The organism is Marinobacter salexigens, assembly GCF_002806945.1.
GTDB classification, from domain to species: domain Bacteria; phylum Pseudomonadota; class Gammaproteobacteria; order Pseudomonadales; family Oleiphilaceae; genus Marinobacter; species Marinobacter salexigens.
This window is the reverse complement of the sequence record NZ_NIHC01000006.1, coordinates 217,833-241,934: the sequence shown is the minus strand read 5'-3', so window position 1 is coordinate 241,934 and position 24,102 is coordinate 217,833. Positions and strand designations below refer to the sequence as shown.

At 54.3% G+C, this 24,102-nt stretch carries 20 protein-coding genes; 12 read left to right on the top strand and 8 right to left on the bottom strand.

Translation table 11 applies throughout. The features are described from left to right. Window positions 1–133: 133 nt before the first annotated feature. Window positions 134–670 carry a DUF2058 domain-containing protein gene (locus tag CDH47_RS13370; RefSeq protein WP_100640396.1) on the bottom strand — a complete coding sequence of 179 codons (537 nt, stop codon included), beginning with the start codon at window positions 668–670 and terminating at the stop codon, window positions 134–136. A 107-nt stretch (window positions 671–777) separates the two neighbouring features. Between CDH47_RS13370 and dbpA the strand changes: the two genes are divergently transcribed. The 4 genes from dbpA to CDH47_RS13350 all read left to right on the top strand — a co-directional run bounded on the left by dbpA (window position 778) and on the right by CDH47_RS13350 (window position 5,804). Next, on the top strand, window positions 778–2,151 hold the full coding sequence (gene dbpA, locus CDH47_RS13365) for an ATP-dependent RNA helicase DbpA (protein WP_100640395.1): 1,374 nt from the start codon (window positions 778–780) through the stop codon (window positions 2,149–2,151). Window positions 2,152–2,367: 216 nt separating this feature from the next. Continuing rightward, a complete protein-coding gene (locus CDH47_RS13360) occupies window positions 2,368–2,619 on the top strand; it encodes an OadG family protein (RefSeq protein ID WP_100640394.1) in 252 nt (83 codons plus the stop codon). A 45-nt stretch (window positions 2,620–2,664) separates the two neighbouring features. Further along, window positions 2,665–4,455 (top strand): sodium-extruding oxaloacetate decarboxylase subunit alpha, encoded by a 1,791-nt coding sequence (oadA, locus tag CDH47_RS13355; protein ID WP_100640393.1) that lies wholly within the window; start codon window positions 2,665–2,667, stop codon window positions 4,453–4,455. 14 nt (window positions 4,456–4,469) lie between these two features. Then, entirely contained in the window at window positions 4,470–5,804 is a 1,335-nt protein-coding gene (locus tag CDH47_RS13350) for a sodium ion-translocating decarboxylase subunit beta (RefSeq protein WP_420843684.1), read from the top strand. Between the two features lie 230 nt (window positions 5,805–6,034). Here the strand turns inward: CDH47_RS13350 and CDH47_RS13345 are convergent, their stop codons facing one another. The 3 genes from CDH47_RS13345 to imuA are packed head-to-tail and all read right to left on the bottom strand — an operon-like array spanning window position 6,035 to window position 11,270. Further along, window positions 6,035–9,157: an error-prone DNA polymerase gene (locus CDH47_RS13345; RefSeq protein WP_100640485.1), complete on the bottom strand. Its 3,123-nt coding sequence runs from the start codon at window positions 9,155–9,157 to the stop codon at window positions 6,035–6,037. Beyond that, window positions 9,157–10,575 carry a Y-family DNA polymerase gene (locus CDH47_RS13340; RefSeq protein WP_100640391.1) on the bottom strand — a complete coding sequence of 473 codons (1,419 nt, stop codon included), beginning with the start codon at window positions 10,573–10,575 and terminating at the stop codon, window positions 9,157–9,159. Before CDH47_RS13340 ends, CDH47_RS13345 begins: the two co-directional genes overlap by 1 nt. Window positions 10,576–10,580: 5 nt before the next feature. Continuing rightward, a complete protein-coding gene (gene imuA, locus CDH47_RS13335) occupies window positions 10,581–11,270 on the bottom strand; it encodes a translesion DNA synthesis-associated protein ImuA (RefSeq protein WP_100640390.1) in 690 nt (229 codons plus the stop codon). Window positions 11,271–11,413: 143 nt separating this feature from the next. Here imuA and CDH47_RS13330 point away from each other — a divergent pair, with 143 nt between their 5' ends. After that, window positions 11,414–11,752, top strand: a complete 339-nt coding sequence (locus tag CDH47_RS13330; RefSeq protein WP_100640389.1) for a 4a-hydroxytetrahydrobiopterin dehydratase — start codon at window positions 11,414–11,416, stop codon at window positions 11,750–11,752. On the opposite strand, the gene CDH47_RS13325 is transcribed toward CDH47_RS13330, so the two are convergent. After that, window positions 11,743–11,916, bottom strand: a complete 174-nt coding sequence (locus CDH47_RS13325) for a DUF2897 family protein (RefSeq protein WP_100640388.1) — start codon at window positions 11,914–11,916, stop codon at window positions 11,743–11,745. The genes CDH47_RS13330 and CDH47_RS13325 overlap by 10 nt on opposite strands. 125 nt (window positions 11,917–12,041) lie before the next feature. Here CDH47_RS13325 and CDH47_RS13320 point away from each other — a divergent pair, with 125 nt between their 5' ends. From CDH47_RS13320 to CDH47_RS13310, 3 genes are all read left to right on the top strand, one after another. Beyond that, entirely contained in the window at window positions 12,042–12,344 is a 303-nt protein-coding gene (locus CDH47_RS13320; protein ID WP_100640387.1) for a monooxygenase, read from the top strand. A gap of 63 nt (window positions 12,345–12,407) precedes the next feature. Next, window positions 12,408–13,289 (top strand): glutathione-dependent disulfide-bond oxidoreductase, encoded by an 882-nt coding sequence (yghU, locus tag CDH47_RS13315; protein WP_100640386.1) that lies wholly within the window; start codon window positions 12,408–12,410, stop codon window positions 13,287–13,289. 22 nt (window positions 13,290–13,311) lie between these two features. After that, window positions 13,312–14,037, top strand: a complete 726-nt coding sequence (locus CDH47_RS13310; protein WP_100640385.1) for a ZIP family metal transporter — start codon at window positions 13,312–13,314, stop codon at window positions 14,035–14,037. 27 nt (window positions 14,038–14,064) lie between these two features. Here the strand turns inward: CDH47_RS13310 and ftsH are convergent, their stop codons facing one another. The 3 genes from ftsH to ggt are packed head-to-tail and all read right to left on the bottom strand — an operon-like array spanning window position 14,065 to window position 18,047. Further along, window positions 14,065–15,972 carry an ATP-dependent zinc metalloprotease FtsH gene (ftsH, locus tag CDH47_RS13305; RefSeq protein WP_100640384.1) on the bottom strand — a complete coding sequence of 636 codons (1,908 nt, stop codon included), beginning with the start codon at window positions 15,970–15,972 and terminating at the stop codon, window positions 14,065–14,067. Beyond that, window positions 15,969–16,217: a thiamine-binding protein gene (locus tag CDH47_RS13300; protein ID WP_100640383.1), complete on the bottom strand. Its 249-nt coding sequence runs from the start codon at window positions 16,215–16,217 to the stop codon at window positions 15,969–15,971. Before CDH47_RS13300 ends, ftsH begins: the two co-directional genes overlap by 4 nt. 51 nt (window positions 16,218–16,268) lie before the next feature. Next, the gene (ggt, locus tag CDH47_RS13295; protein WP_100640382.1) at window positions 16,269–18,047 is read right to left on the bottom strand and encodes a gamma-glutamyltransferase; all 1,779 of its coding nucleotides are present in this window, start codon (window positions 18,045–18,047) and stop codon (window positions 16,269–16,271) included. Window positions 18,048–18,216: 169 nt separating this feature from the next. Between ggt and purU the strand changes: the two genes are divergently transcribed. The 4 genes from purU (at window position 18,217) to pheA (ending at window position 24,088) form a co-directional block, all read left to right on the top strand. Next, window positions 18,217–19,071: a formyltetrahydrofolate deformylase gene (purU, locus tag CDH47_RS13290; protein ID WP_100640381.1), complete on the top strand. Its 855-nt coding sequence runs from the start codon at window positions 18,217–18,219 to the stop codon at window positions 19,069–19,071. A gap of 126 nt (window positions 19,072–19,197) precedes the next feature. Then, entirely contained in the window at window positions 19,198–21,855 is a 2,658-nt protein-coding gene (gene gyrA / locus CDH47_RS13285) for a DNA gyrase subunit A (protein WP_100640380.1), read from the top strand. A gap of 50 nt (window positions 21,856–21,905) precedes the next feature. Then, complete coding sequence (gene serC / locus CDH47_RS13280; protein WP_100640379.1) at window positions 21,906–22,988, top strand: 3-phosphoserine/phosphohydroxythreonine transaminase; 1,083 nt, start codon at window positions 21,906–21,908, stop codon at window positions 22,986–22,988. A gap of 2 nt (window positions 22,989–22,990) precedes the next feature. Further along, complete coding sequence (gene pheA / locus CDH47_RS13275) at window positions 22,991–24,088, top strand: prephenate dehydratase (protein ID WP_100640378.1); 1,098 nt, start codon at window positions 22,991–22,993, stop codon at window positions 24,086–24,088. Window positions 24,089–24,102: the final 14 nt, after the last annotated feature.

Sequence of the window (24,102 nt, the reverse complement as noted above, 5' to 3'; positions counted from 1 at the left end):
TCTATTAGGTATGTGTCGGAGGTAAACTTCAATTTGTTTTAAGTAACATATGGTTGCGGAGTGCTGTTGGTAGATTCCCGAAAGTGATTTGGGTATTCACTTTTGTTTTTGGGTTGAGCGGGCAGCCTGACGTCTACCACATAAGGTCGTCCGGGATTTCGTAGCCTGCGTAGGGATCGTCTTCACCCACATCGTCTTTCTTGCGGTCATGAAGTACCACTACTGCTCGGGCATCGCGTTCGATAATTTTACGAGCTACACCTTCTGCAACCACTTCATACTGCTCATTAACAAATACAATGGCCAAGCGGCCACGGGATAGCTGATCGACCATGGTGTCGTCCACATACAATTTTTTGATCTTTTTGTCGTGAACGAACTGATAGGAGGTTTCGCCCCGGCTGCGATCCAGTCGATTGGTCTCCACAAGTTGGCGAATTTGGGCCTGTATGGCTTTTTTCTCGGCTTCTTGTTGGCGTTGCAAGTTTAGCTGCCGGTCGCGCTCAGCTTTTTCTTCCCGGGCCTGACGAGCACGGATTTCCGTTTCATTAACCTGCACAGCACCTTTGGGCTGCTGTTTGCGCTGTTTATGCTTCTCATTTCGGATAGCCTTGGCCTTTTTCTGATCGGCCAGGCCCGCTTTCAATAGCTGGTCCTGCAGGGACGCCATGGGATAACTCCATTAATTGGTCATGAATTCTGGTATTCTATCGCGTTAGTATACGCCCTCGTGCTTACCTTCTTAACCAGCAACCGCTGATTCCAGGATTTTCTTGTATGCCTTCCTTTAAAAATCTTGATCTGTCTGCAGCCATGCAGGCCAATCTTGCCCAGTTAGGTTTTTCACAACCTACGGATATTCAGGCCAGAGCTTTGCCTCATTGTCTGATGGGTCGTGATGTGATCGCTATGGCTCAGACTGGTAGTGGTAAAACAGCGGCGTTTGGAATCGGGCTGATCGAAAACCTCAATCCGACACTGTATGCCGTACAAGGGTTGGTATTGTGTCCCACCCGTGAGCTAGCGGATCAGGTAGCCAAGGCCTTGAGGGAAATGGCTCGGGCAAAGGATAACGTAAAGATTCTTACGCTCTGTGGCGGGGTATCTATTGGTCCTCAGATTGGTTCCTTGGCCCATGGCGCCCATATTGTAGTAGGTACGCCGGGTCGGATTGCAGATCACCTGCGCAAAGGCACTCTGGATTTAAAACGCCTCAAAACTCTGGTTCTGGATGAGGCAGACAGAATGCTCGATATGGGCTTTCAGCCAGCATTGGAAGAAATTCTGGGGCACACGCCTGAGCGGCGCCAGACATTAATGTTTTCAGCCACCTGGCCGGAGTCTATTCGAAAGCTCAGTGCAGGCTTTCAGCGAGAGCCGGTTGATGTGCGGGCGGAATCCCGCAGTGTGAACTCTGATATACGTGAGCTGTTTTACGAAATTCCTGCTTCAGAACGTACTCGTGCCATAGTGAGCTTGCTGTCTGAGCATCAGCCGGTTTCCTGCCTGGTGTTCTGTGCTATGAAACAGCAGTGTGATGAGTTGGCGGCAGAATTGGGTGCCCAGGGATTCTCGGCACTAGCGTTGCACGGGGATCTCGAGCAGCGAGAGCGGGACAGCGTGTTGGTGCGCTTTGCCAACCAGAGTTGTCAGGTTCTGGTGGCAACAGACGTCGCGGCCCGAGGGCTGGACATCAAGTCGCTTCCCCTGGTTATTAACGCTGAGCCAGCACGGGATCCGGAGGTGCATACTCACCGGGTGGGTCGTACCGGGCGTGCAGGTGAAGCTGGTTTGGCCGTGACTCTGTGCAGCCCGGCTCAAGGTCATAAAATTAACCGTCTGGAGAGTGAGCGTGGCAGCCCGGTTGCCTGGGGCGATACTGAGATACTCCTTTCAGTACCAGCCGAGCCGATAGTTCCTGCCATGAAAACTCTTTGCATCGCCGCCGGACGCAAGGAAAAACTTCGTCCGGGAGATGTGCTTGGAGCGCTCACCGGCGAGGCTGGGTTAGACGGGAAATCTGTAGGCAAGATTGATCTGTTTGAGTTTCAGTGCTTCGTTGCAGTAGAGGCAAAGCAGGCCAGGCGTGCTTTGAAGCGCCTTGAAGATGGAAAAATAAAGGGTCGCAAGCTAAGGGTAAGAATGGCCTGAGAGCCGGACTCATGGGCTTTTTCGGGGGGTGCGAGAGCGGGTTAAGCGCTCGGAAACTCCGTATAGCCAGATGCATTTTGGTTGCTCACAGCCTGTGAAACCGGTAAATTACGCAGGATTTTGCCTCCCGGTTTGTTCGTGCAGCACAAGACGCCGGTCCAGTGCGCTACGGCTCTCGCGGGAAAAATCCCTAAATTTATACAGGTAGCTGTTTATATGGAAGACCTGATGTCTCAAGCCATCGACTTGATGGTTGCGGGTATGGGTTTTGTGTTCGCGTTTCTGGTTGTTCTGGTATTCGCGACTCTGCTTATGTCCAAACTGCTAACCCGGTTTGCCCCGCCAGAGCCGGTGACCCCGGCCAAAACACCTCGTGCCAAGCCAAAGGCGCCTGTATCAGTTGACCCTGATACAGCTGAGGCCATTAAAAAGGCGATTGCACAATTCCGGTCGCGCCACAAGAAGTGACCTGGTACCCGATTAGATACAACCTTTAAACAGAAGGCTGACACGATGACTGACACAAAGAAACCGCTGGGGATTACGGACGTTATACTTCGCGACGCCCACCAGTCCCTGCTTGCCACCCGTATGCGGCTTGACGACATGCTGCCCATTGCCGAGAAACTCGACAAAGTCGGTTTCTGGTCACTGGAATCCTGGGGTGGCGCTACCTTCGACTCCTGCATTCGTTACCTGGGCGAAGACCCCTGGGAGCGCATTCGTGAACTGAAAAAAGTAATGCCCAACACGCCTCAGCAAATGCTTCTGCGTGGGCAAAACCTTCTGGGTTACCGGCATTATGCGGATGACGTGGTAGAACGTTTCGTTGATCGTGCCGCCGAAAATGGCATTGACGTATTCCGTATTTTTGATGCCATGAACGATCCCCGCAACTTGGCAACCGCCATCAAGGCTGTCAAGAAAACCGGCAAGCACGCTCAGGGCACTATCTCTTATACCACCAGCCCTGTGCACACTATAGAGATGTGGGTAGAGCTGGCGAAAGAAGTTGCAGGCATGGGTGCGGACTCCATTGCGATCAAGGACATGGCAGGTATTCTCAAGCCCTATGTGGCTTTTGACCTGGTTAGCCGTCTGAAGAAAGAGCTGGATATCCCGATCCACATGCAGTGCCACGCGACCACCGGCATGTCTACCGCTACCGCCATCAAAGCAGCGGAAGCCGGTATCGATAACGTAGATACGGCCATCTCTTCAATGAGTATGACCTACGGCCATTCGCCCACTGAGGCGGTTGTTGCCATTCTTGAAGGCACAGAGCGCGATACTGGACTGGATCTGGTGTTGTTGGAAGAAATTGCCAGCTACTTCCGCGAAGTTCGCAAGAAGTACGCGAAGTTTGAAGGTAGCCTCCGTGGTACTGATTCCCGCATCCTGATTGCCCAGGTACCGGGCGGCATGTTGACCAACATGGAAGGCCAGCTCAAAGAGCAGAATGCTGCGCATCGTTTTGACGAAGTATTGGCTGAAATCCCCAAGGTTCGTGAAGATTTGGGCTTCATCCCGCTGGTAACTCCAACGTCTCAGATTGTTGGTACCCAGGCTGTTCTGAATGTTCTGACCGGTGAGCGCTACAAGTCTATCTCCAAGGAAACTTCTGCCATCCTGAAAGGCGAGTATGGTTCCGCACCAGCGCCATTCAACAAGGAACTGCAGGAGCGAGTTCTGGAAGGGAAGGAAGCTATTACCTGCCGTCCGGCAGACAATATTGAGCCGGAAATGGATAAGCTGACCGACGAGCTTAAGAAGCTGGCGGACGAAAAGAGCATCAAGTTGTCGGATAGCGTTGTTGACGATGTTCTGACTTATGCGCTGTTCCCGCAGATTGGTTTGAAGTTTCTGGAAAACCGCAATAACCCGGATGCTTTCGAGCCGGTTCCCTCGGCTGAAGATGCACTTCCAGCCAAGAAAGCCAGTGGCCCCGAAACATACACCGTTGATGTTAACGGCAAGCAGTATGTGGTTGCAGTGTCTGAGGGCGGTGAAATAACCCAGATTCAGGGCGAGGGTAATGCGGCGGCACCTGCGCCTGCAGCCGCCTCTGCGCCAGCTCCGGTTGCGGGCGGGGGGGAGCCGGTTATTGCTCCTCTGGGCGGTAATATCTTCAAGGTACTGGTTTCGCCAGGTGATGCCATTGAAGAAGGCGACGTGCTGATTATTCTTGAGGCCATGAAGATGGAAACCGAGATTCGCGCACCAAAAGCCGGCACTGTCGGCGAAGTCTTCATCAAGGTCGGTGATGCCGTCTCCCCTGATGATGAAATGCTGACAATCGCATAAAGGGCCAGCATTCCATGGATAAATTAATGACGTTATGGACAGGTAGTGGCCTGTTCAACATTGGGTCTGGCCAAGTGATTATGATCGCCGTTGGCCTGCTTCTTCTGTTCCTTGCAATTCGCAAGGGGTTTGAGCCTTTGCTGCTGGTACCTATTGGGTTCGGCGGTATTCTGGCGAACATTCCGGAGGCGGGGCTCGCCCTGACTGCGGCGGAAAATGCTATCCACTTTGCTCTGAAAGCCGGGAATGCCGAGATTCTGGCTGCACTGGCGGCGCCTCTGGATGTTGCGTATCAGGTTGGGCAGGTCGTTACGCCTGAACTGAAAGATGCCTTCAAGGTGGCTGTAAAAGAGGCGAGCTATTCTGAAATGGCAATGGCCAACTCTATTGCCCAGGATATCGGTTATGCCAATGGCATGCTCTATAACTTCTATTCTGTAGTTATCGGTAGCACCATTGGGCCCCTGGTGATCTTCATGGGCGTTGGGGCAATGACGGATTTCGGGCCGCTGCTGGCTAACCCGAAAACCATGCTTTTGGGTGCTGCGGCTCAGTTCGGTATCTTTGGTACGGTTTTGGGTGCTGCCTTGCTCGACTGGTTTGGCATTCTGGAATTTACCATTCTGGAAGCCGCTGCTATCGGTATCATTGGTGGTGCCGACGGGCCGACGTCGATCTATGTTTCCAGCGTGCTGGCCCCGCACCTTCTGGGTGCCATTGCGGTATCCGCATACGCTTATATGGCTATGGTGCCGATGATTCAGCCGCCCATCATGAAGGCGCTGACCAGTGAGAAGGAGCGGGCAATCAAGATGTCCCAGCTGCGTCCGGTCAGCAAGCGCGAAAAGATTGTGTTCCCGCTGGTTGTTCTGATTGCTGTGGTTCTGTTCTTGCCAGATGCTGCGCCTCTGCTGGGTATGTTCTGCTTTGGTAACCTGATGCGCGAGTGTGGCGTAGTGGAGCGTCTTAACGACACTGCCCAGAATGCTCTGATCAACATCACTACGATTTTCCTGGGTTTGTCTGTTGGCTCCAAGCTGATGGCGGACAAGTTCCTGGATGCTCAGACTCTGGGTATTCTGGGGCTGGGTATCGTGGCATTTGCTGTTGGTACTGCGTCGGGTGTTCTGATGGCGAAGCTGATGAATAAGTTGAGCAAGGATCCGATTAACCCGTTGATTGGTTCTGCAGGTGTGTCTGCTGTGCCGATGGCGGCGCGGGTTTCCAACAAGGTTGGTCTTGAGGCGAATCCGCAGAACTTCCTGCTGATGCACGCTATGGGGCCGAACGTTGCTGGTGTTATTGGCTCGGCTGTTGCTGCGGGTGTGATGATCAAGCTGCTTAGCTGATTGTTACTCTTGTAGTGCGGAAAACCCCGCCTTGCTTTTGCTTGGCGGGGTTTTCTGCTTTCTGGGGCCATGGGCTTTGGAGCATGAGCCAGCACGGGGCCGATTTTCAGGAACCGCTACGAGCACATCCATGTGCGCTTGTCTCCGGCCGTCCATGGCCTCCGACATTCCTGAAAATCGGCCCCGCACCGGCTCTTCCATCTTCGGCATTGGCCTTCTCAAAGGCTGATTTAATGAAAATCTCGCGAGCTGACCGGGAGTGTTTTGATGAGATGACTCAGGTCCGAGAGTTTTCCTGCCATAACGTGAACAACTTCCCCCTCTCTTTCCAGAATACCTTTTACATGCAGCAACCGGGCGGTGAGTAACGGTTTGCGCTGCCGGCGGGCGGTTTCCAGCCAGACTACGATGTTTACGTTGCCGGTTTCGTCTTCCAGGGTTACGAAGGTGACGCCGGAGGCGGAGCCGGGGCGTTGGCGGCCGGTTACCAGGCCGGCTACTTGTACGGGGATACCGGCTTTGGTTGTTTTTAGTTGTTCGGCGTTGAGGCAGAACTTCAGGTGGCCTTGTTCCCGGAGTAGGGCTAACGGGTGGCGTTGGAGGGTTAGGCCTTGGCTGGCGTAGTCGGCGAGGATGTTCTGGCCTTCGGTGGGTTCTGGTAGCTGGTTGCAGGCTGCCGGTTTGTAGTGTTCGCCATCTTCGGCCACAGCGAAAAGTTCTGTGGGTTTTTCGTGCCCCAGGAGTTGCCAATAGGCCTGGTGGCGGTTGTCTGCAAAGGCGGGCATGGCGTTGGCCCCAGCCAGGAGTTCGATTTCGCGCTGGTTGAGATCCGCGAGGCGGCGTAGCTCGGCGGGGGATTGGTAACCGGCTTCGGGGCGAAGCTGGCACAGACGTTGTGCTGCATTTTCGGGGAAACCCCGAATGATTCTCAGGCCTAATCGTAGTTGCAGGTCCGAGCCTTCCAGGGTGTGTTCCCATTGGCTTTTGTTGATGTCTGGTGGCAGTGCCTTCATGTTATGGCGTTTTGCGTCCTGTAGCAGTTGCGATGGGGAGTAGAAGCCCATGGGTTGGCTGTTGAGCAGGGCGCAGTAAAAGGCGCTTGGATAGTGGCGTTTGATCCAGGCGGAGACGTAAACGAGCAGGGCGAAACTAGCGGCGTGGGATTCGGGGAAGCCGTAGCCTCCGAAGCCGCAGATTTGCAGGTAGAGGCGTTCGGCGAAGTTGGCATCGTGGCCCCGTGCAAGCATGCCGTTGATGAGCTTTTCCCGGAAGGGAGTCATGTCACCATGGGATTTCCAGGCGGCCATGGCGCGGCGGAGCTGGTCGGCTTCGCCGGCGCTGAAACCGGCGGCCACCATGGCCAGTTTGATGACCTGTTCCTGAAAGATGGGCACCCCCAGCGTGCGTTCCAGTACGCCACGAACGGCGTCGTTGGGGTAGTCCACCGGTTCCAGGCCGTGTTTGCGGCGCAGGTAGGGATGTACCATGTCTCCCTGGATGGGGCCGGGGCGGACGATGGCTACTTCGATTACCAGATCATAGAAGGTTTCGGGTTTCAGTCTGGGCAGCATGTTGATCTGGGCGCGGGACTCCACCTGGAATACGCCGATGCTGTCGCCTTTTTGCAGCATCTTGTAGGTGGCCCGGTCTTCCTGGGGGATGTCCTGCATGTGGAAAGGATGGCCTTTCTGCTGGCTGATCAGTGCCAGGGCTTTGCGGATGGCGGTCAGCATGCCCAGTGCGAGCACGTCTACTTTCATCAGGCCCAGGCTTTCCAGGTCGTCTTTGTCCCATTGGATAACAGTACGGTCTGCCATAGCGGCGTTTTCCACTGGTACCAGTTCGCTCAAGGGGCCGGAACTGATCACAAAGCCACCCACATGTTGGGAAAGGTGGCGGGGGAAGCCTAGCAGGGTGTTCACCAAGGCAAAGAACTGGTCTGCGACTTTCGGGTTGCGGGTCAGGCGTTTGTCGAGAATCTGCTGGCGCCAGTTGGTGGCTTTGTCTCGCCAGTCAATACCTTCCAGCAACTGTTCCACCAATGCAGGGTCGAACCCCAAGGCTTTGCCAACGTCGCGAATAGCACTCTTTGGTCGATAGCGGATTACTGTGGCTGCCAGTGCGGCCCGTTCCCGGCTGTAGCGTTGGTAGATGTACTGTATCACCTCTTCCCGGCGTTCGTGCTCAAAGTCCACGTCGATGTCCGGCGGCTCGTTTCTGTCTTTGGAGATGAAACGTTCAAACAGCAGGTCGACCTGGGCCGGGTTCACTTCGGTAATGCCCAGGCAATAGCACACGGCGGAGTTGGCGGCAGAGCCCCGGCCCTGGCACAGAATGCCCCGGCTGCGGGCGAAGGCAACTATGTCGTGGATGGTGAGAAAGTAGTGTTCGTACTTCATCTCTGAAATCAGTCCCAGCTCTTTTCGGATCAGGGCCTGAACAGACAGTGGCGTGCCTGCCGGGAAGCGTTGCTGTTCACCTTGCTGCGTTAAACGCTTCAGATAGGCGGCCGGGGTTTCTCCCTCTGGTACCAGGTCTGGCGGGTATTCGTAACGCAAGCTGCCTGGCTCAAAGGTGCACTGTTGAGCAATGCGTACAGATTCTTGCAGCCAGGTTTCCGGGAACAACCGTTGCAGGACTGGTAGGGGGCGCAGGTAGCGTTCACCATTCTGGAACAGACAGTGACCGGCGCTTTCCAGGCTGGTGTGGTTGCGCAGGGCGGTGAGTACATCTTGAAGGGGTTGGCGTTGCCGGCTGTGCATGTGCACTTCGCCGATGGCAGTAATCGGGCAACGCAGGTGGTCGCTTAACCAGCGGGCTCTGGCCAGCTGCTGTTCCTCACCGGATTCCAGGGTACGGGCGGCGGCAATCCACAGGCGGTGTTCAAACAACCGGAGCAACCATTCGCCACAGGCCAGGGCCTGATCGGCATCGGCCTCAGCCGGGGAGGGAGGCAACCACAGGCACAGGCAGTCATCCAGAGCATGGGTTTCCGTATCGCTATGGAAAAGCTGGTACTGGCCTTTTTCGGCCCGGCGCCGGCCGGTGGTTATAAACTGGCAGAGTTGGCCGTAACCCTTGCGGGTGCGGGCCAGAAGAATGAATCGGGGTGTGCTGGCACCGGTCGGGCTGTCGGCTAACTCAAACCAGCTTCCGGTAATCAGTTTTACAGGGCTTTCTTTCAGTGCCGCCCAGGCACGGGGAATGCCTGCAACCGAACAGGCGTCGGTAATGGCCAGTGCGGTATACCCAAGCTCTGCTGCGCGCTCTGCCAGTTCATGGGGGTGGGAGGCTCCAGTCAGGAAAGTGAAGTTACTGAAGCAGAATAGTTCAGCATAGGAATATTCGCCCATCAGCCAAACCATCCATGTATGAACCAACCTTCCCGCATATCCCGGAATACCCACGCCAGTTGCCCGTTACTCAGCTGGGCAATGTAATAATCCCGTTGTACACGTTGGCCATCCCACCAGCCGCCGCTGATCCTTTCCGGGCCTGTAAACCATGCTTTCGGAGTTTCTGTAAGTGGTTGTGGGCCTTGTAGAAGCCACAGAGGGCGGCGGGGCAGCTGGTCTGCTGAGGCTGTTGTTGCGCGGCTTGGTGGCCGTACTTCCGAGGTGCGCCACGCACGCTCAGGCCGGTGATCTGGTTTGGGCGAGAGTTGTGTGAGTGCGGTGTCCCCAAGCCTTGCCTGCAAGCGGCTCATCAGGGTATGCCAGGCTTCATTCAGATCCTGGCTTTCGCCGAGCAGGTCCTGCCCGCCGGGTACTTCCTGCTCGAGAAACCGTTTAACCGTCAGGCGCAGAGATGTGACCGGAGCCTGGAATGGCTGTTGTTCCAACCGCAGGCTGATCAGGTTGAGAAAGGCCTCCGCGCGATGTTCGGGGCCAGATGTGCGAATGCGCAGGTGCGTTGGTTCTCCGTGTCTGTGTTGAAGCGCCAGCAGCAAGCAATCGGTATCCTGCTGGCGCCAACACAGATCTTTTTCCAGCTCAGCAAGCATGCGGCGCAAGGGGAAAAGCAATCCCTGTGAGTGCTCAATATCCTGTATAAAGTCTGCTTGTTGCCGGAAGTAGTGAGGCGGCTGCCAGGATGCTTGTGGGTCTGGTCTGGCCCCCTGAATTTTCTGGATATAGGCAAGGGTTTCCGGCGACAGTCTGCGCGCCATCTCTGTTGGAGGTAAGTTGAATACTTCCCCCAGGGTAGTCAGACCAAGCCGTTGCAGGCGTGTGCAGGTGCGCCCGTCAAATTCCGCAGCCAACAGTGGCATTTTGCCCAGAATCTGAAGGATGCGCCCTGTATCGGATGAGCACTCGCCCAATCCATTGCGAGCGATCAGTCTCGCGGCTAGCGGTGTGTGGCCAATGCCTACCCAGGCGGTAAGCTGACGCTCGTGTAGAACTTCTTCTATTGTTCGCCAAACAGCCGGAAGGCCGCCGTACATCCGCTGCAGACTGCCGATTTCAGCCAGCAGTCCGTCAGGCGGCACCAGCACAATATGAGCTGCATAGCGGTACAGCCAGCAGGCCTGGTCTTCCAGAATGCGGGCTTCTTGTGGCTGGTCTGCCCTTACTATTCCCAAATCCGGCACAAGGCTAATCGCTGTTTTCAGTCGCATGCCAACCTTCACGCCCAGATTTCTGGCAGTTTGACAGGCTTGCATTACTGTCTGCCCGGAGCCCTCAACAATCACCAGGGCAGCGACGCTTTCACCGGAATGGCGAATGTGATCCAGCAATAGGTGAGGGAAGTGCAGGTGCAACCAAAGCATGAAGATTACCGTGCTGCTACGGGCCAGGGGCCTTGAACCACCCGGGGTGATTCATGATGAAGCAGGCCGGCCCGGTGAGTCATTGCCAGCGAACAACGCTGGCCTGGCCAGCTGCCACGGCGTTTTACCACATTCACTTTCAGGCCCTGTTGGTCGTCAGGCACCAGGTCAAGGCGTAAGGCTGCCGGGGAGTTCTGTTCGGCGTAGTGGCGCTCACGGAAAAGCACGCACACATTGCTTCCGGCCTCAGCAGCCAGTTGCAAACGCCGGATTTCCCGGGCGGCCAGTTTGCCTGGCCAGGCTATAACCAGGCCGGTAACCGGGGAGCGCAGGCAGTTTTCCAGAGTCCATAGGATGTCGCCTTTGTCTTCAGTGTGAACCATGATGACCTGATCCAGCTTGATACCTTCCCGTGCCAGTGCCGGGGCATAGGGCGTATGTGGCGGATTTAGCCAGAACACGGTCTTTCCGGCCTGCGACAACTTCTGCATCAGCGGCATTAACAGAGTCAATTCGCCAATACCGAGTGCATCCAGTAAGCACTCGCTCAAAGCGCCTCGGGGCCAGCCAAGCCCTCCGAGTTGGTTGTCCAGCGCCTGATAACCGGTCGGTTCTGCCGCTTGAGTGGTTTTGTTATGCCTGTGCCCCTGCCAGACACGGGCATCTTTCATTAGCGTGTTAAGAAGCTCGCTCATGGTGCAATCTCGGAATACTGTTTAAATATACAGTATTCCGAAGACGCGCTGATTTCAAGACACCAGTTGATAAAATGACTGACCGGGCCCATGTTATAAAGTATGTAGCGGAAAAAACTCGGATATCAGATCGGAGGTATTGCATGAGTGGACTGGCTGAACAGCCTTGTGAGGCGTGTAATGCAAACGCCCCCAAGGTAACTGATGACGAGAAGCGGTCGCTGCATAAAAGCGTTCAGGACTGGGAAATTCTCAGCGTCGATGGTGAAGAACAGCTAAGCCGCATATTTAAGTTCAAAAACTTTTCTCAAGCCTTGGCTTTTACCAACAAAGTGGGAGAGCTGGCTGAGGCTGAAAATCATCACCCGGCCATCTTGCTGGAATACGGTAAGGCAACCGTAAGCTGGTGGACCCACGCAATCGGTGGGCTGCACAAAAACGATTTTATCATGGCCGCGAGAACAGACTCGGCTTACCACTGATCGTCTTTTTTCTCTTGGGCTTCAAGTTCCGCTTTGCGCTTGCGGATTTTCTCCAGCTTGTCTTTCGGGATATGCATTTTGCTGGCTGAATCCCGAAGCATGAATAAGCTACCCAAGACCAGGCCCAAGGCGACGAGTATAAAAATCCACCCTATCATTGGCATGAGATACCTCCGTAGTACTGAAGTGGCTTTATTAGTGGGTTAGGCATTGTCGTCTTATCGACGGAACAATTTATCCGCGTACCAAATATTATGGCAGTGTCTGCCGAAAACAGGAGTTCTATCAGATGGCAAAATTATTACAGGTCGACTTTCCATTCTCTGGTCCATTCGGTGAAGAAATGGCCGAAGCTTTGAAAGGCCTCGCCGCTTCCATCAATGAGGAGCCCGGGTTTATCTGGAAAATCTGGACAGAGAATGCCTCAGAGAAAGATGCAGGTGGCATCTATCTTTTTAAAACCGAAGAGACAGCTCAAGCCTATCTCGAGAAACACACCGCCAGACTCAAAGGGCTTGGTGTTGAAAAAGTGAATGCCAAGATTTTTGATGTAAACGAGACGTTGTCAGAAATTAATGGCGGCCCTCATTAAAGAGCGGGTTTCAGCATAGACAGTTTCGTTAGAAAATAAACAGTAGCCAAGGAGCCCAATAGTATGAGCGATGCCAGTTATATCCCGCCCAAGGTCTGGAAGTGGGATTCAGCCAGTGGTGGTGCTTTTGCGAATATTAACCGCCCCATGGCAGGCCCTACACACGAGAAAGATCTGCCGGTTGGAAAACACCCTTTCCAGCTCTATTCGCTGGCTACACCAAACGGTGTGAAAGTTACGATAATGCTGGAAGAGCTGCTGGAGCTGGGTGTCAGAGAGGCAGAGTACGATGCCTGGATCGTCCGCATTAATGAGGGTGAGCAGTTCAGTAGCGGCTTTGTGGATGTGAACCCCAACTCGAAGATACCTGCGCTGATGGACAGGTCTCAGGATCCTGCTGTTCGCGTATTTGAATCAGGTTCCATACTGCTTTATCTGGCGGAAAAATTTGATCGGTTTCTGCCATCGGATATCCAAGGGCGCACCGAAACCCTTAACTGGCTGTTCTGGCAGATGGGCAGTGCGGCATTTGTAGGCGGCGGCTTCGGGCACTTTTTTGCCTATGCCCCTGAGAAGTACGAGTATCCGATTAACCGCTACACCATGGAAGTGAAGCGACAGTTGGATGTTCTGGATAGGCAGCTAGCCAACAATCGGTTTGTTGCTGGTGACGAATACACCATTGCCGATATGGCTATCTGGCCCTGGTATGGCGCACTGGTAACTAACGCGGTATACGATGCTGCAGAATTTCTTGAGGCGCATACCTATACCAATGTGATGCGTTGGGCACTGGAGCTTAAAAAGCGGCCGGCTGTTCAGCGTGGGCGAATGGTGAACCGCGCTTGGGGTGAGCCTGAAACCCAACTGCATGAACGCCACGATGCGAGTGACTTTGAGCACAAGACCCAGGATAAGCTTGGTGGGGACAACGAGGATTCCTGATTAATCAATCCAGGTTTTATTGATGATCTCTGACATTGTTTACATTGTTGCTCTAACAGCGCTTGCCGGTATCTGCATCCCACTTGGGGGGTTACTGGCAAGGGTTGAGCGCATTGGCCCCAACTGGCTGGAGCAGGAGTTTCGGCACTTTCTGATCGCCTTGGGTGGTGGCATTTTACTCGGTGCAGTGACCATTGTTCTGATACCGGAAGGGCAGACAAGCATCGGTAATTCGTTCTGGGCTATCCCCGCAATCCTTGCTGGCGGCGTGTTGTTTTTCTGGATTGAGCGAATGCTTGGCGTTCATCACCGGGAATCGCCACAGTTAATGGGTGTGATGCTGGATTTTGTACCAGAAGCCGCCGCCCTGGGTGGGCTGATCATCGTTAACCCGAGTCTTGCGCCTTTGATGGCCGTGCTGATCGCGATGCAAAACCTGCCTGAAGGCTTTAATGCCTACCGTGAATTCCGTGACAAACCTGGCTATACCCCAAAAAAGACCCTCACTGTGATGACAGGCCTTGCGGCGGCGGGGCCCATTGCAGGCCTTTCAGGGTATTTTTTCCTATCTGGACAACCTGTGGTTCTTGGAACCATCATGCTGGTGGCATCAGGCGGGATTCTGTACCTGATTTTCCAGGATATTGCGCCCCAGTCCCGATTGGACAAGCACTGGGGGCCACCGCTTGGTGCGGTGATCGGCTTTTGCCTGGCGTTGTTCAGTGACATGCTGGTTACGCAGGTCTGAGGATCGAAAGTGAGTCCTTCAGGGAGGTCAGGCGATTTTACGGGTAGCCTCCTCGCTAAGGACTTTTTCAATCTCTTCTGCCGATAGATTTTCCTTCTTGAGCACGGCCTTGGCCAGGGCTTCGAGTTGATCCCTGTGCTCCGTCAGGAATTCTATGGTGGCTGCCTCCATGGCCAGAAGCTCTGCCTGGATTTCAGCGTCTATCAACTCTGCCATCTTCTCGCTGTACTCCCGGCTTGAGCCCATTTCACGGCCCAGGAATACGTGTTCCTCGCCAATGCTGAGGCCCACTGGGCCGATCTTTTCGTTCATGCCCCATTGGCCAATCATCCGGCGGATCAGCTTGGTAGCCTCCTTGAGATCACTCTGGGCCCCGGTGGTTACTTCGCCGTAGATTATCTTTTCCGCAGCACGCCCGCCGAGCATCACTTTGATGCGGTCTCTGAGATAGCTTTCAGAGTAGTTGTAGCGGTCTTCTGTGGGCGTTTGCTCCGTAACGCCCAAAGCCATGCCGTGGGGAATGATTGTTACCCGGGTGAGGGGGTCGGCCTTTGGCATGTAATAAGCCATGATGGCGTGACCGCTCTCGTGGTAGGCCACGACTTCGCGTTCTTCCGGCGACAGCCTTGCATCGCGTTTCTCTCCCAGAACAATACGATCCCGGGCAACCTCAAAGCAGCGAGCCGTGACTTCTTTCAGATCTTCCCGGGCGGCTGTCAAGGCGGCTTCATTTACCAGGTTTTTCAGATCGGCACCGGAAAAGCCAATGGTGCGGGCGGCCAGTTGTTCCAGGTCTACATCAGCGGCCAGGGGGACTTTGCGTACGTGTACCGCAAGAATGGCGTCACGTGCATCCTTATGTGGCAGATCCAGGGTAATCTTGCGGTCGAAACGGCCAGGCCTTAGCAGGGCGCTGTCCAGTACATCCGGGCGGTTGGTGGCCGCCAATACCAGAATGTTTTCATGAGATTCGAAACCGTCCATTTCTGTAAGAATCTGATTCAGCGTTTGCTCCCGCTCATCGTTCCCGCCTCCCAGTCCAGCGCCTCGAGAGCGACCAATGGCATCCAGTTCATCAATGAAAATCAGCGCTGGCGCTTCCTTGCGAGCATTCGCAAACATGTCCCGAACCCTTGAAGCTCCCACGCCCACAAACATCTCAATAAATTCCGAGGCGCTCACGCTGAAAAAGGGCACCTCTGCTTCCCCGGCGATGGCGCGGGCAAGCAGAGTTTTACCTGTCCCTGGCGGGCCTACCAAAAGAACGCCTTTGGGCATGGATGCACCCAAAGCCCGGTACTTTCCCGGGGACTTCAGAAAGTCGATAATCTCTGCGATTTCCCGCTTGGCGGATTCAATGCCGGCCACGTCATTCAACGTTGTAGTGGAGGTTTCTTTCTCAGCCCTGCGGGCTTTCGACTGGCCGTGATTAAACATCCCGCCGCCCTGCATCATGCGTTTCTGTGCCGACCCCCAGAACCAGTACATCAGCGCGAGAAGCAAGATCCAGGGCAGGAAGCCACGAATCATTTCCTGCCACCACAGTAGGCCTGAAGACTGGGCTCGGATGGTGACCTCGTGGGCCTCCAACAGGGTGAGCAGTTCCGGGTCATCCATGGGCGGCCGGATGGTGTTGAATCCGGGGCTTGAGCCCTGCATGCTGTCACCAGAACTCAGAGACGTTCTGCCCTGATCGCTGAACAGGCCGGTTATTGTCTCTTCCTTGAGTGTTACCTCAGAAATCTGGTTGTTGGTGACTGCGGTTTTGAATTCGGAATAGGCCATTTCCCGGAGTTTTGGTGTGCCACTGTCCTGTAGCCACATAAACACCAGGAAAATAGCAGCGCTGAACCAGAGAAATGAATACTGCCTGGGTATCTCCGGCTTTTGTTCAGCGGGTGGCGTCTGGTTTCCGGAACGGTTGGGATTGGTCATTTTGGTCTCCGGTCACCCTCCATGATCTTGGCCACGAAAACGGACTTGCCATAGGTCTCGAATGACCATTTCATAGTGTCGGAGAGTACTTTCATAACCTCGTCGTACTCACCGAAAATTTCGGTACTCATGCGACCGGCAACAACTTGCAAACCAGTCTCTTCCAGCCGGGCGATCAGATCCCAGATGGGTTGCTTGTATTCATCCTTGAGTGGATAACAGCTCAGTTGTACAGACAGGAACATAAATGCCTCCAGCTTTCGTGTTCAGAAATGCATTGCCCAATGGTGACTCTATCAGTAGCCCATAGCCGAGGAAGTACTGCGCCTCGGGTCGGCACCACCGTACAAAATGCCATCTTCGCTTATCATGATACTCTGAATAGCCCCCATAGCCGAGTTGGTCACCACCTTGTGGCCACGGCTTTCCAACAGGCGCACTGTGTCTTTGCTGATCCCTTGCTCAACCCGGATTTCATCCGGAAGCCATTGGTGATGGATGCGGGGTGCATTAACGGCGGTTTGTATATTCATGTCGTGGTCAATTACGTTCATGATCACCTGCAAGGTGGTGGTGATAATGCGAGAACCACCGGGGCTGCCGGTGACCAGGAAGTTGCGGTCGCCTTTGCGAACGATGGTGGGGGACATGGAGCTGAGCATGCGCTTGCCTGGCTCTATCTTGTTTGCCGCGCCACCAATCAGGCCGTAGGCGTTGGGTACCCCTGGTTTGGCGCTGAAATCGTCCATTTCGTTATTGAGCAGGAAGCCAGCGCCCTGCACAGTAATGCCCGAACCGTAGCTAAAGTTGATAGTGTAAGTGTTTGAGACGGCATTGCCCCATTTGTCCACCACTGAAAAGTGGGTGGTTTCAGGGCTTTCGTAGCTTGCTGGCTGGCCGTGGCGAACCTCGCTTGCTGGTCGGGCCTTACCCGGTTTGATGCCTTCCCGTAATTCTTCCGCGTAAGATTTGCTGGTCAGGCCTTTCAGGGGCACGTCTATATAATCCGTATCGCCCAGATACTCAGAACGGTCGGCATAGGCCAATTTCATGGCTTCGGCCATATAGTGAATCGTATCTGCTGAGTTGTGGCCCAGTTCTGAAATCGGGTAGCCTTCAAGTACATTCAGTATTTGCACAATGTGAGCGCCGCCAGAGGAGGGCGGTGACATGGAATAGATATCGTAGCCCCGATAATTTCCATGCACAGGGGTGCGCACAGCCGGCTGATAATTTTCAAGATCCTGCCGGGTGATGAGGCCACCGTGCCTTTCCATTTCTTCAACGATCAGCGTTGCCGTTTCGCCTTCGTAAAAACCTTTTACGCCATCATCCGCAATACGTTGCAGTGTATCTGCCAGTTCCGGTTGACGAAAACGCTCGCCAGCTTGCCAGGCGGAGCCGTCTTCTTTGTAAAAGGTTGCTTGGGTTGCAGGCCAGCGCTGGAGGCGTTCTCGCGCTTGTTCCAGGCCTTCGCTAAAGCGTTTCGGAACAATAAAACCATCACGGGCAAGTTTGATGGCTGGAGCCAGAGCCTGTTTCAGGGAAAGGGTGCCATGGCGTTCAAGAGCCAGAGCAAGTCCTGCCACGGTACCGGGGACGCCTGCAGCGAGGTGGGTAAATCGGCTGCGGTTCTTTACTACTTCTCCAGATTCATCCTGATACATGGTTTCGGTGGCGCCCGAGGGAGCTTTTTCACGGTAATCTATGGCTTCCGGCTCTGTGCCGTCACCTTTGGATATCAGCATAAAGCCGCCACCGCCGATGTTTCCGGATCTTGGCTGGGTAACGGCAAGGGCGAATCCGGCCGTTACTGCAGCATCCACAGCATTACCTCCGTTTTTCAGTACTTCGAGTGCCACTTCTGTTGCGAGGGTATGGCTGGTTGCCACCATGCCGTTACTGGCGCTGGCGGGATGGAATCGCTCCCCCTCCAGAATGGCCTGGCTGAAAGCCGGCATAGCAAGAGTTGCAAGGCATAGTGTCAGAGCTGCTGTCAGGGTTCGCGCTCGCAGGCTCCCTGAGCGTCCGTTTAACCGGGTTTTCCATGATTGCGGGTGCGGGTGTCTGTCCATGTCTCCATTCCTCGTTTCTGATGTTCAGATAGGCTATAATAGCCCGTCATTTTACAGGGTGCGTACCGTCTAACCTTGGTTTTTGCTCGGGTTCCTGTTCGGGCTGCCGTTTCCGGCTAGCGTTTTCGTCGCATCTGCTTTCCCGTTTGCCAGTTAAGGAAAGGCTTTCATGGAGCATACCTACCGTCTTGTGATTTCCTGCCCGGATGGGGTTGGAATTGTCGCCAAGGTGAGTAATTTTCTGTCTACTTATAATGGCTGGATAACCGAAGCTAGCCACCACTCCGACACTCATAGTGGTTGGTTTTTCATGCGTCACGAAATCAAGGCCGATTCTATTCCGTTTGGCCTTGAGCAGTTTCGTGCTGCATTTGCGCCGATCGCCCGGGAGTTTGATATGCAGTGGCATATTGCAGACTCGGCTCAGCCCAAAAAAGTCATACTCATGTGCAGCAAGGAGTCTCATTGTCTGGCTGACCTCTTGTACCGCTGGCACAGCAATGAAATTAACGCTGAAATAGTCGCTGTAATCTCTAATCATGACGACCTGCGCAGTATGGTCGAGTGGCACGGGATTCCATACCACCACATTCCGGTGAGCAAGGCGAACCGCGAAGAGGCGTTCGCTCAGGTTGATGAACTTTTCGAAAGTTACGAAGCCGATGTGGTCGTGCTTGCCCGCTATATGCAGATCTTGCCCGCAGAGCTTTGCGCTAAATACGCTGGCAAGGTGATCAACATCCACCACAGTTTCCTGCCATCCTTCGCCGGGGCGAGGCCATACCACCAGGCATACAGCCGCGGTGTGAAGCTCATTGGTGCTACCTGCCACTACGTGACACAGGACCTTGATGAAGGGCCTATCATTGAGCAGGACGTAATCCGTATCAATCACAGTGATGCCATTGAAGACATGGTACGCCTAGGTAAGGATGTAGAGAAAAATGTTCTCGCCCGGGGATTGCGCTCTCATATTGAAGATCGCGTGATTACCTTCGAAAACAAGACAGTAGTATTTAGTTAAGGCCGCCGCACAGTTGCCCCTAGCAGGGGGCGACTGTGATAGAGTTGGTGGTTTGATGAAGAATAACTATGGGGCCGGGTGACGGCCCTGAAACGACTCCCAGATAACGCAAAGGAACCTTTCTCGATGGGTGAATTAGCCAAAGAGATCCTGCCGGTCAATATTGAAGACGAACTGAAGCAGTCTTACCTGGACTACGCCATGAGCGTCATCGTCGGGCGAGCACTTCCAGATGTGCGGGATGGTCTCAAGCCGGTTCACCGTCGTGTTCTGTTCGCCATGTCCGAACTGAACAACGACTGGAACAAGGCCTACAAGAAGTCTGCCCGTGTGGTGGGTGATGTTATTGGTAAATACCACCCGCACGGTGATTCTGCTGTTTACGACACCATCGTTCGTATGGCCCAGCCTTTCTCTCTGCGATACCCGCTGGTAGATGGTCAGGGTAACTTTGGTTCTATCGACGGTGATAACGCGGCAGCCATGCGTTATACCGAAATCCGCATGAAGAAAATCGCGCACTCGTTGCTGGCGGATCTCGAGAAAGAAACCGTAGACTTTGTCGATAACTATGACGGAACAGAGCGCATCCCCGAGGTAATGCCCACCCGCATTCCCAACCTTCTGGTGAATGGCTCCTCCGGTATCGCCGTAGGTATGGCGACCAATATCCCGCCCCACAACCTGACAGAAGTTGTTAACGGTTGTTTGGCGCTGATCGATAATCCGGATCTCACCTGCGATGAACTGATGGAGTTCATTCCGGGCCCGGATTTCCCGACTGAAGGTATCATCAATGGCCGTGCCGGCATCGTTGAAGCCTATCGCACCGGTCGTGGCCGCATTTACATCCGCGCCCGCCACGAAATTGAAACCGACAAGAAGACCAACCGTGATGCCATCATCATCACCGAGCTGCCGTATCAGCTGAACAAGGCCCGCCTGATCGAGAAGATCGCTGAGCTGGTGAAGGAAAAGCGTCTGGAAGGCATTACCGAACTGCGGGACGAATCCAGCAAGGAAGGTATCCGGATCTTTATCGAGCTGCGCCGTGGTGAAAACCCGGAGGTTGTGGTTAACAACCTGTTCAAGCATACCCAGTTGCAGACAGTTTTCGGTATCAACATGGTGGCGCTGATCAACGGCGAACCAAAAATACTGAATCTCAAGGAAATGCTGGATGCGTTCGTGCGTCACCGCCGTGAAGTGGTGACTCGTCGTACCATCTTTGAGCTGCGCAAAGCCCGTGAGCGTGGTCATATACTTGAAGGCCTGACCGTTGCACTGGCCAACATCGATGAGATGATCGAGCTGATCAAGGCCTCCCCAAGTTCTGTGGAAGCCAGGGAAAAGCTGATGGCCCGCGGCTGGGCGCCAGGTGATGTAATGGCAATGCTTGAGCGTGCTGGCGAAGATGCCTGCCGTCCGGACGATCTGCCTGAGATTTATGGCCTGCGCGATGGTTTGTACTACATGTCACCAGAGCAGACGCAGGCTATCCTGGATATGCGCCTGCACCGCTTGACGGGGTTGGAGACTGAGAAACTCCAGAACGAGTACAAGGAAATTCTTGAAAAAATTGCCGATCTGCTGGATATCCTCGGCGATCCTGAGCGTTTGATGCAGGTAATCCGTGAAGAACTGGAGGCGGTAGTAGAAGAGTTTGGTGATGAGCGCCGTACGGAAATCACCAGCTCCCAGCGCGATCTTACGATTGCCGACCTGATTGATGAAGAAGAGCTGGTTGTCACCATTTCTCACAGTGGTTATGCAAAGACCCAAGCAGTAGAAGACTACCAGGCCCAGCGCCGCGGTGGACGTGGTCGCGCCGCAACCTCCATGAAAGACGAAGATTTTATAGAAAAGCTTCTGGTTGCCAACTCCCACGACACCATTCTGTGCTTCTCTAACCGTGGCAAGGTGTACTGGTTGCGGGTGTTCGAGATTCCTCGTGCCAGCCGTGCCTCCCGTGGTCGTCCGATGGTGAATATTCTGCCGCTGGAAGAAGGTGAGCGTATTACGACCTTCTTGCCAGTACGTGACTACCCGGAAAATCAGTTTGTATTGATGGCTACATCCGGTGGGGTGGTCAAGAAGACGGCTCTACCTAACTTCTCCCGCCCACGTAGCAGCGGTTTGATTGCACTGTCTCTGGACGAAGGCGACACGCTGATTGGCGCAGCTATAACGGAAGGAGATGCCGAAATCATGCTGTTCTCCTCTGCTGGCAAGGCTGTACGCTTCAATGAAGAGGCCGTTCGCCCGCTAAGTAGAACGGCTCGTGGTGTGCGCGGAATCAGAATGCCTGAAGGCCACCAGGTGGTCTCCCTGATCATTCCACAGGAAGGCGGCGTTATTCTGACCGCCAGTGAGAATGGTTACGGTAAGCGGACTGCGATTGAGGAGTTCCCTACCTACGGTCGTGGCAGCCAGGGTGTTATAGCCATGCAGTGCTCTGAGCGTAACGGTAATCTCGTCACTGCGCTGCAACTGTTTGAAGGCGATGAAATGATGCTGATTTCCGACAAGGGCACGCTGGTTCGTACCCACACGGATGAAGTGTCGATTCTCAGCCGGAACACCCAGGGCGTGCGCTTGATCAGGCTGAGCCAGGAAGATGAGCGACTGGTAGGGGTGGAGCGGATTGCCGAAACCGACGAAGACGACATCGACGATGTCGATATCGAGGGTGCTGAAGTCGAAAGTAAAGATATTGAAGGCGAAGACGTTTCAACAGACGAAAGCGCAAACAACAGTCCGGAACAGGGTGCTGGTGAGGAATAATCCAGCACTGCCGAACACCGAACCCGCAAGACGTGAGAGACCACAGGAACATGAGCAGGGCGTATAATTTTTGTGCAGGTCCGGCAACCTTGCCGGAAAGCGTGCTCGCACAAGCACGGGATGAAATGCTGGACTGGCGTGGCACTGGCATGTCCGTAATGGAAATGAGCCATCGCAGTGAGGCGTTTGTGGCCATTGCCGAAACTGCTGAGCGGGATCTGCGTGAATTGGCCGGTATATCAGATGATTATGCCGTACTCTTCATGCAGGGTGGAGCCTCAAGTCAGTTCTCCACGATTCCTCTCAACCTGCTTGGTGACAAAACGTCTGCGGATTACGTAAACACCGGCATCTGGTCGAAAAAGGCCATTGGCGAAGCCAAGCGCTATGCTGATGTGAATGTGGTTGCCAGTTCAGAAGAGGGTGGTTTCATCAGTATTCCTGATCAGGCGTCATGGCAAACAAACGGCGATGCGGCCTACCTGCATTACACGCCGAACGAAACCATTGGTGGTCTGGAATTTGATTTTATCCCCGACAGCGCCAGTGTGCCGCTGGTGGCGGACATGTCGTCCACCATGCTGTCGCGCCCGGTGGATGTCTCAAAGTTCGGGCTGATCTACGCTGGCGCGCAGAAAAATATCGGTCCTTCCGGGCTGGTTGTGGTCATCATCCGCAAAGATCTTCTGGGCAAGGCCCGCAAGGAAACACCGACCATGATGAACTATCAGGTGATTGCGGATAACGGCTCTATGTATAACACGCCGGCTACCTACTCCTGGTATCTTGCCGGGCTGGTATTCAAATGGTTGAAAGCTCAGGGCGGCGTTAAAGCCATAGGTGAGATCAACCGAAGAAAAGCGGAAAAGCTTTATGGTTTCATTGATGCCAATGAATTTTACGCCAACCCCATCGATCCCCGTTTCCGCTCCTGGATGAATATACCTTTCACCTTGCGTGACGACGCCCTGAACAGCGCCTTCCTTGAGGGCGCTGATGCACGGGGATTGTTAAATCTGGCAGGACACCGCTCTGTGGGAGGTATGCGCGCAAGTATTTATAACGCCATGCCCGAAGCGGGTGTGGATGCGCTGATTCAGTACATGACCGAGTTTGCGAAGGAGCGAGGTTGATCATGAGCGAAGAGCAGATCCGCCTCGGAGAACTGCGGGAAGAAATAGACAGCCTTGATCAGAAGATTATGGAGCTGATCAGTGCCCGTGCTAAATGCGCCCAGGAAGTGGCCCATGTAAAAATGGATGCCAACCCCGGTGAGGATGTGTTTTTCTACCGCCCTGAGCGTGAAGCCCAAGTGCTTCGGCGCATCAAAGACGCCAACCCCGGCCCTCTGCCTGATGAGGAAATGGCCCGGCTGTTTCGCGAAATCATGTCGGCTTGTCTGGCGCTGGAAAAGCCCATGCACATTGCCTTTCTGGGCCCCATTGGAACCTTTACCCAGGCAGCTGCACTAAAGCATTTCGGGCACTCTGTTGTCAGTGTGCCAATGCCGGCTATTGATGCTGTATTCCGGGAAGTGGAATCCGGCTCTGCTCATTATGGTGTAGTGCCGGTTGAGAACTCCACAGAAGGCATGATCAACCACACTCTTGATATGTTCATGACATCTCCGCTCAAAATTTGCGGTGAAGTGCAGTTGAGAATCCATCACCACCTTATGGTTTCGCCAGAGTTCCGGGATCAGGAAATAACCCGTATTTACTCGCATCAGCAGTCATTTGCGCAGTGTCGCCAATGGTTGGATACTCACCGATACGGCATTGAGCGGGTAACCGTTTCCAGCAATGCCGAGGCGGCACGTCGTGCGGCCAAAGAGCCGGGTACTGCAGCCATTGCTGGCGACATGGCGGCTGAGCTTTACGGGTTGGAAAAGTTAGCAGGTAGCATCGAAGACAGGCCGGACAATACCACTCGGTTCCTGATCATTGGCCGTGAAGATGTGCCGGCAAGCGGGCACGACAAATCATCCATTCTTGTTTCCATGAGAAACAAGCCGGGTGCGCTGTATCAACTGCTTGAGCCGTTTCATAGTCATGACATCAGCCTCACGCGGATTGAAACCCGGCCATCGCCCAGTGGTACCTGGGCTTATGTGTTCTATATCGATTTTGAAGGGCACATGGACGACGAACAGGCCCGTAAAGTACTCGCCGAAGTGGATCAGGAAGCTGTTGAGCTCAAACGTCTGGGTTCCTATCCTATCGGTGTTCTTTAGTAGATAGTTTTAAG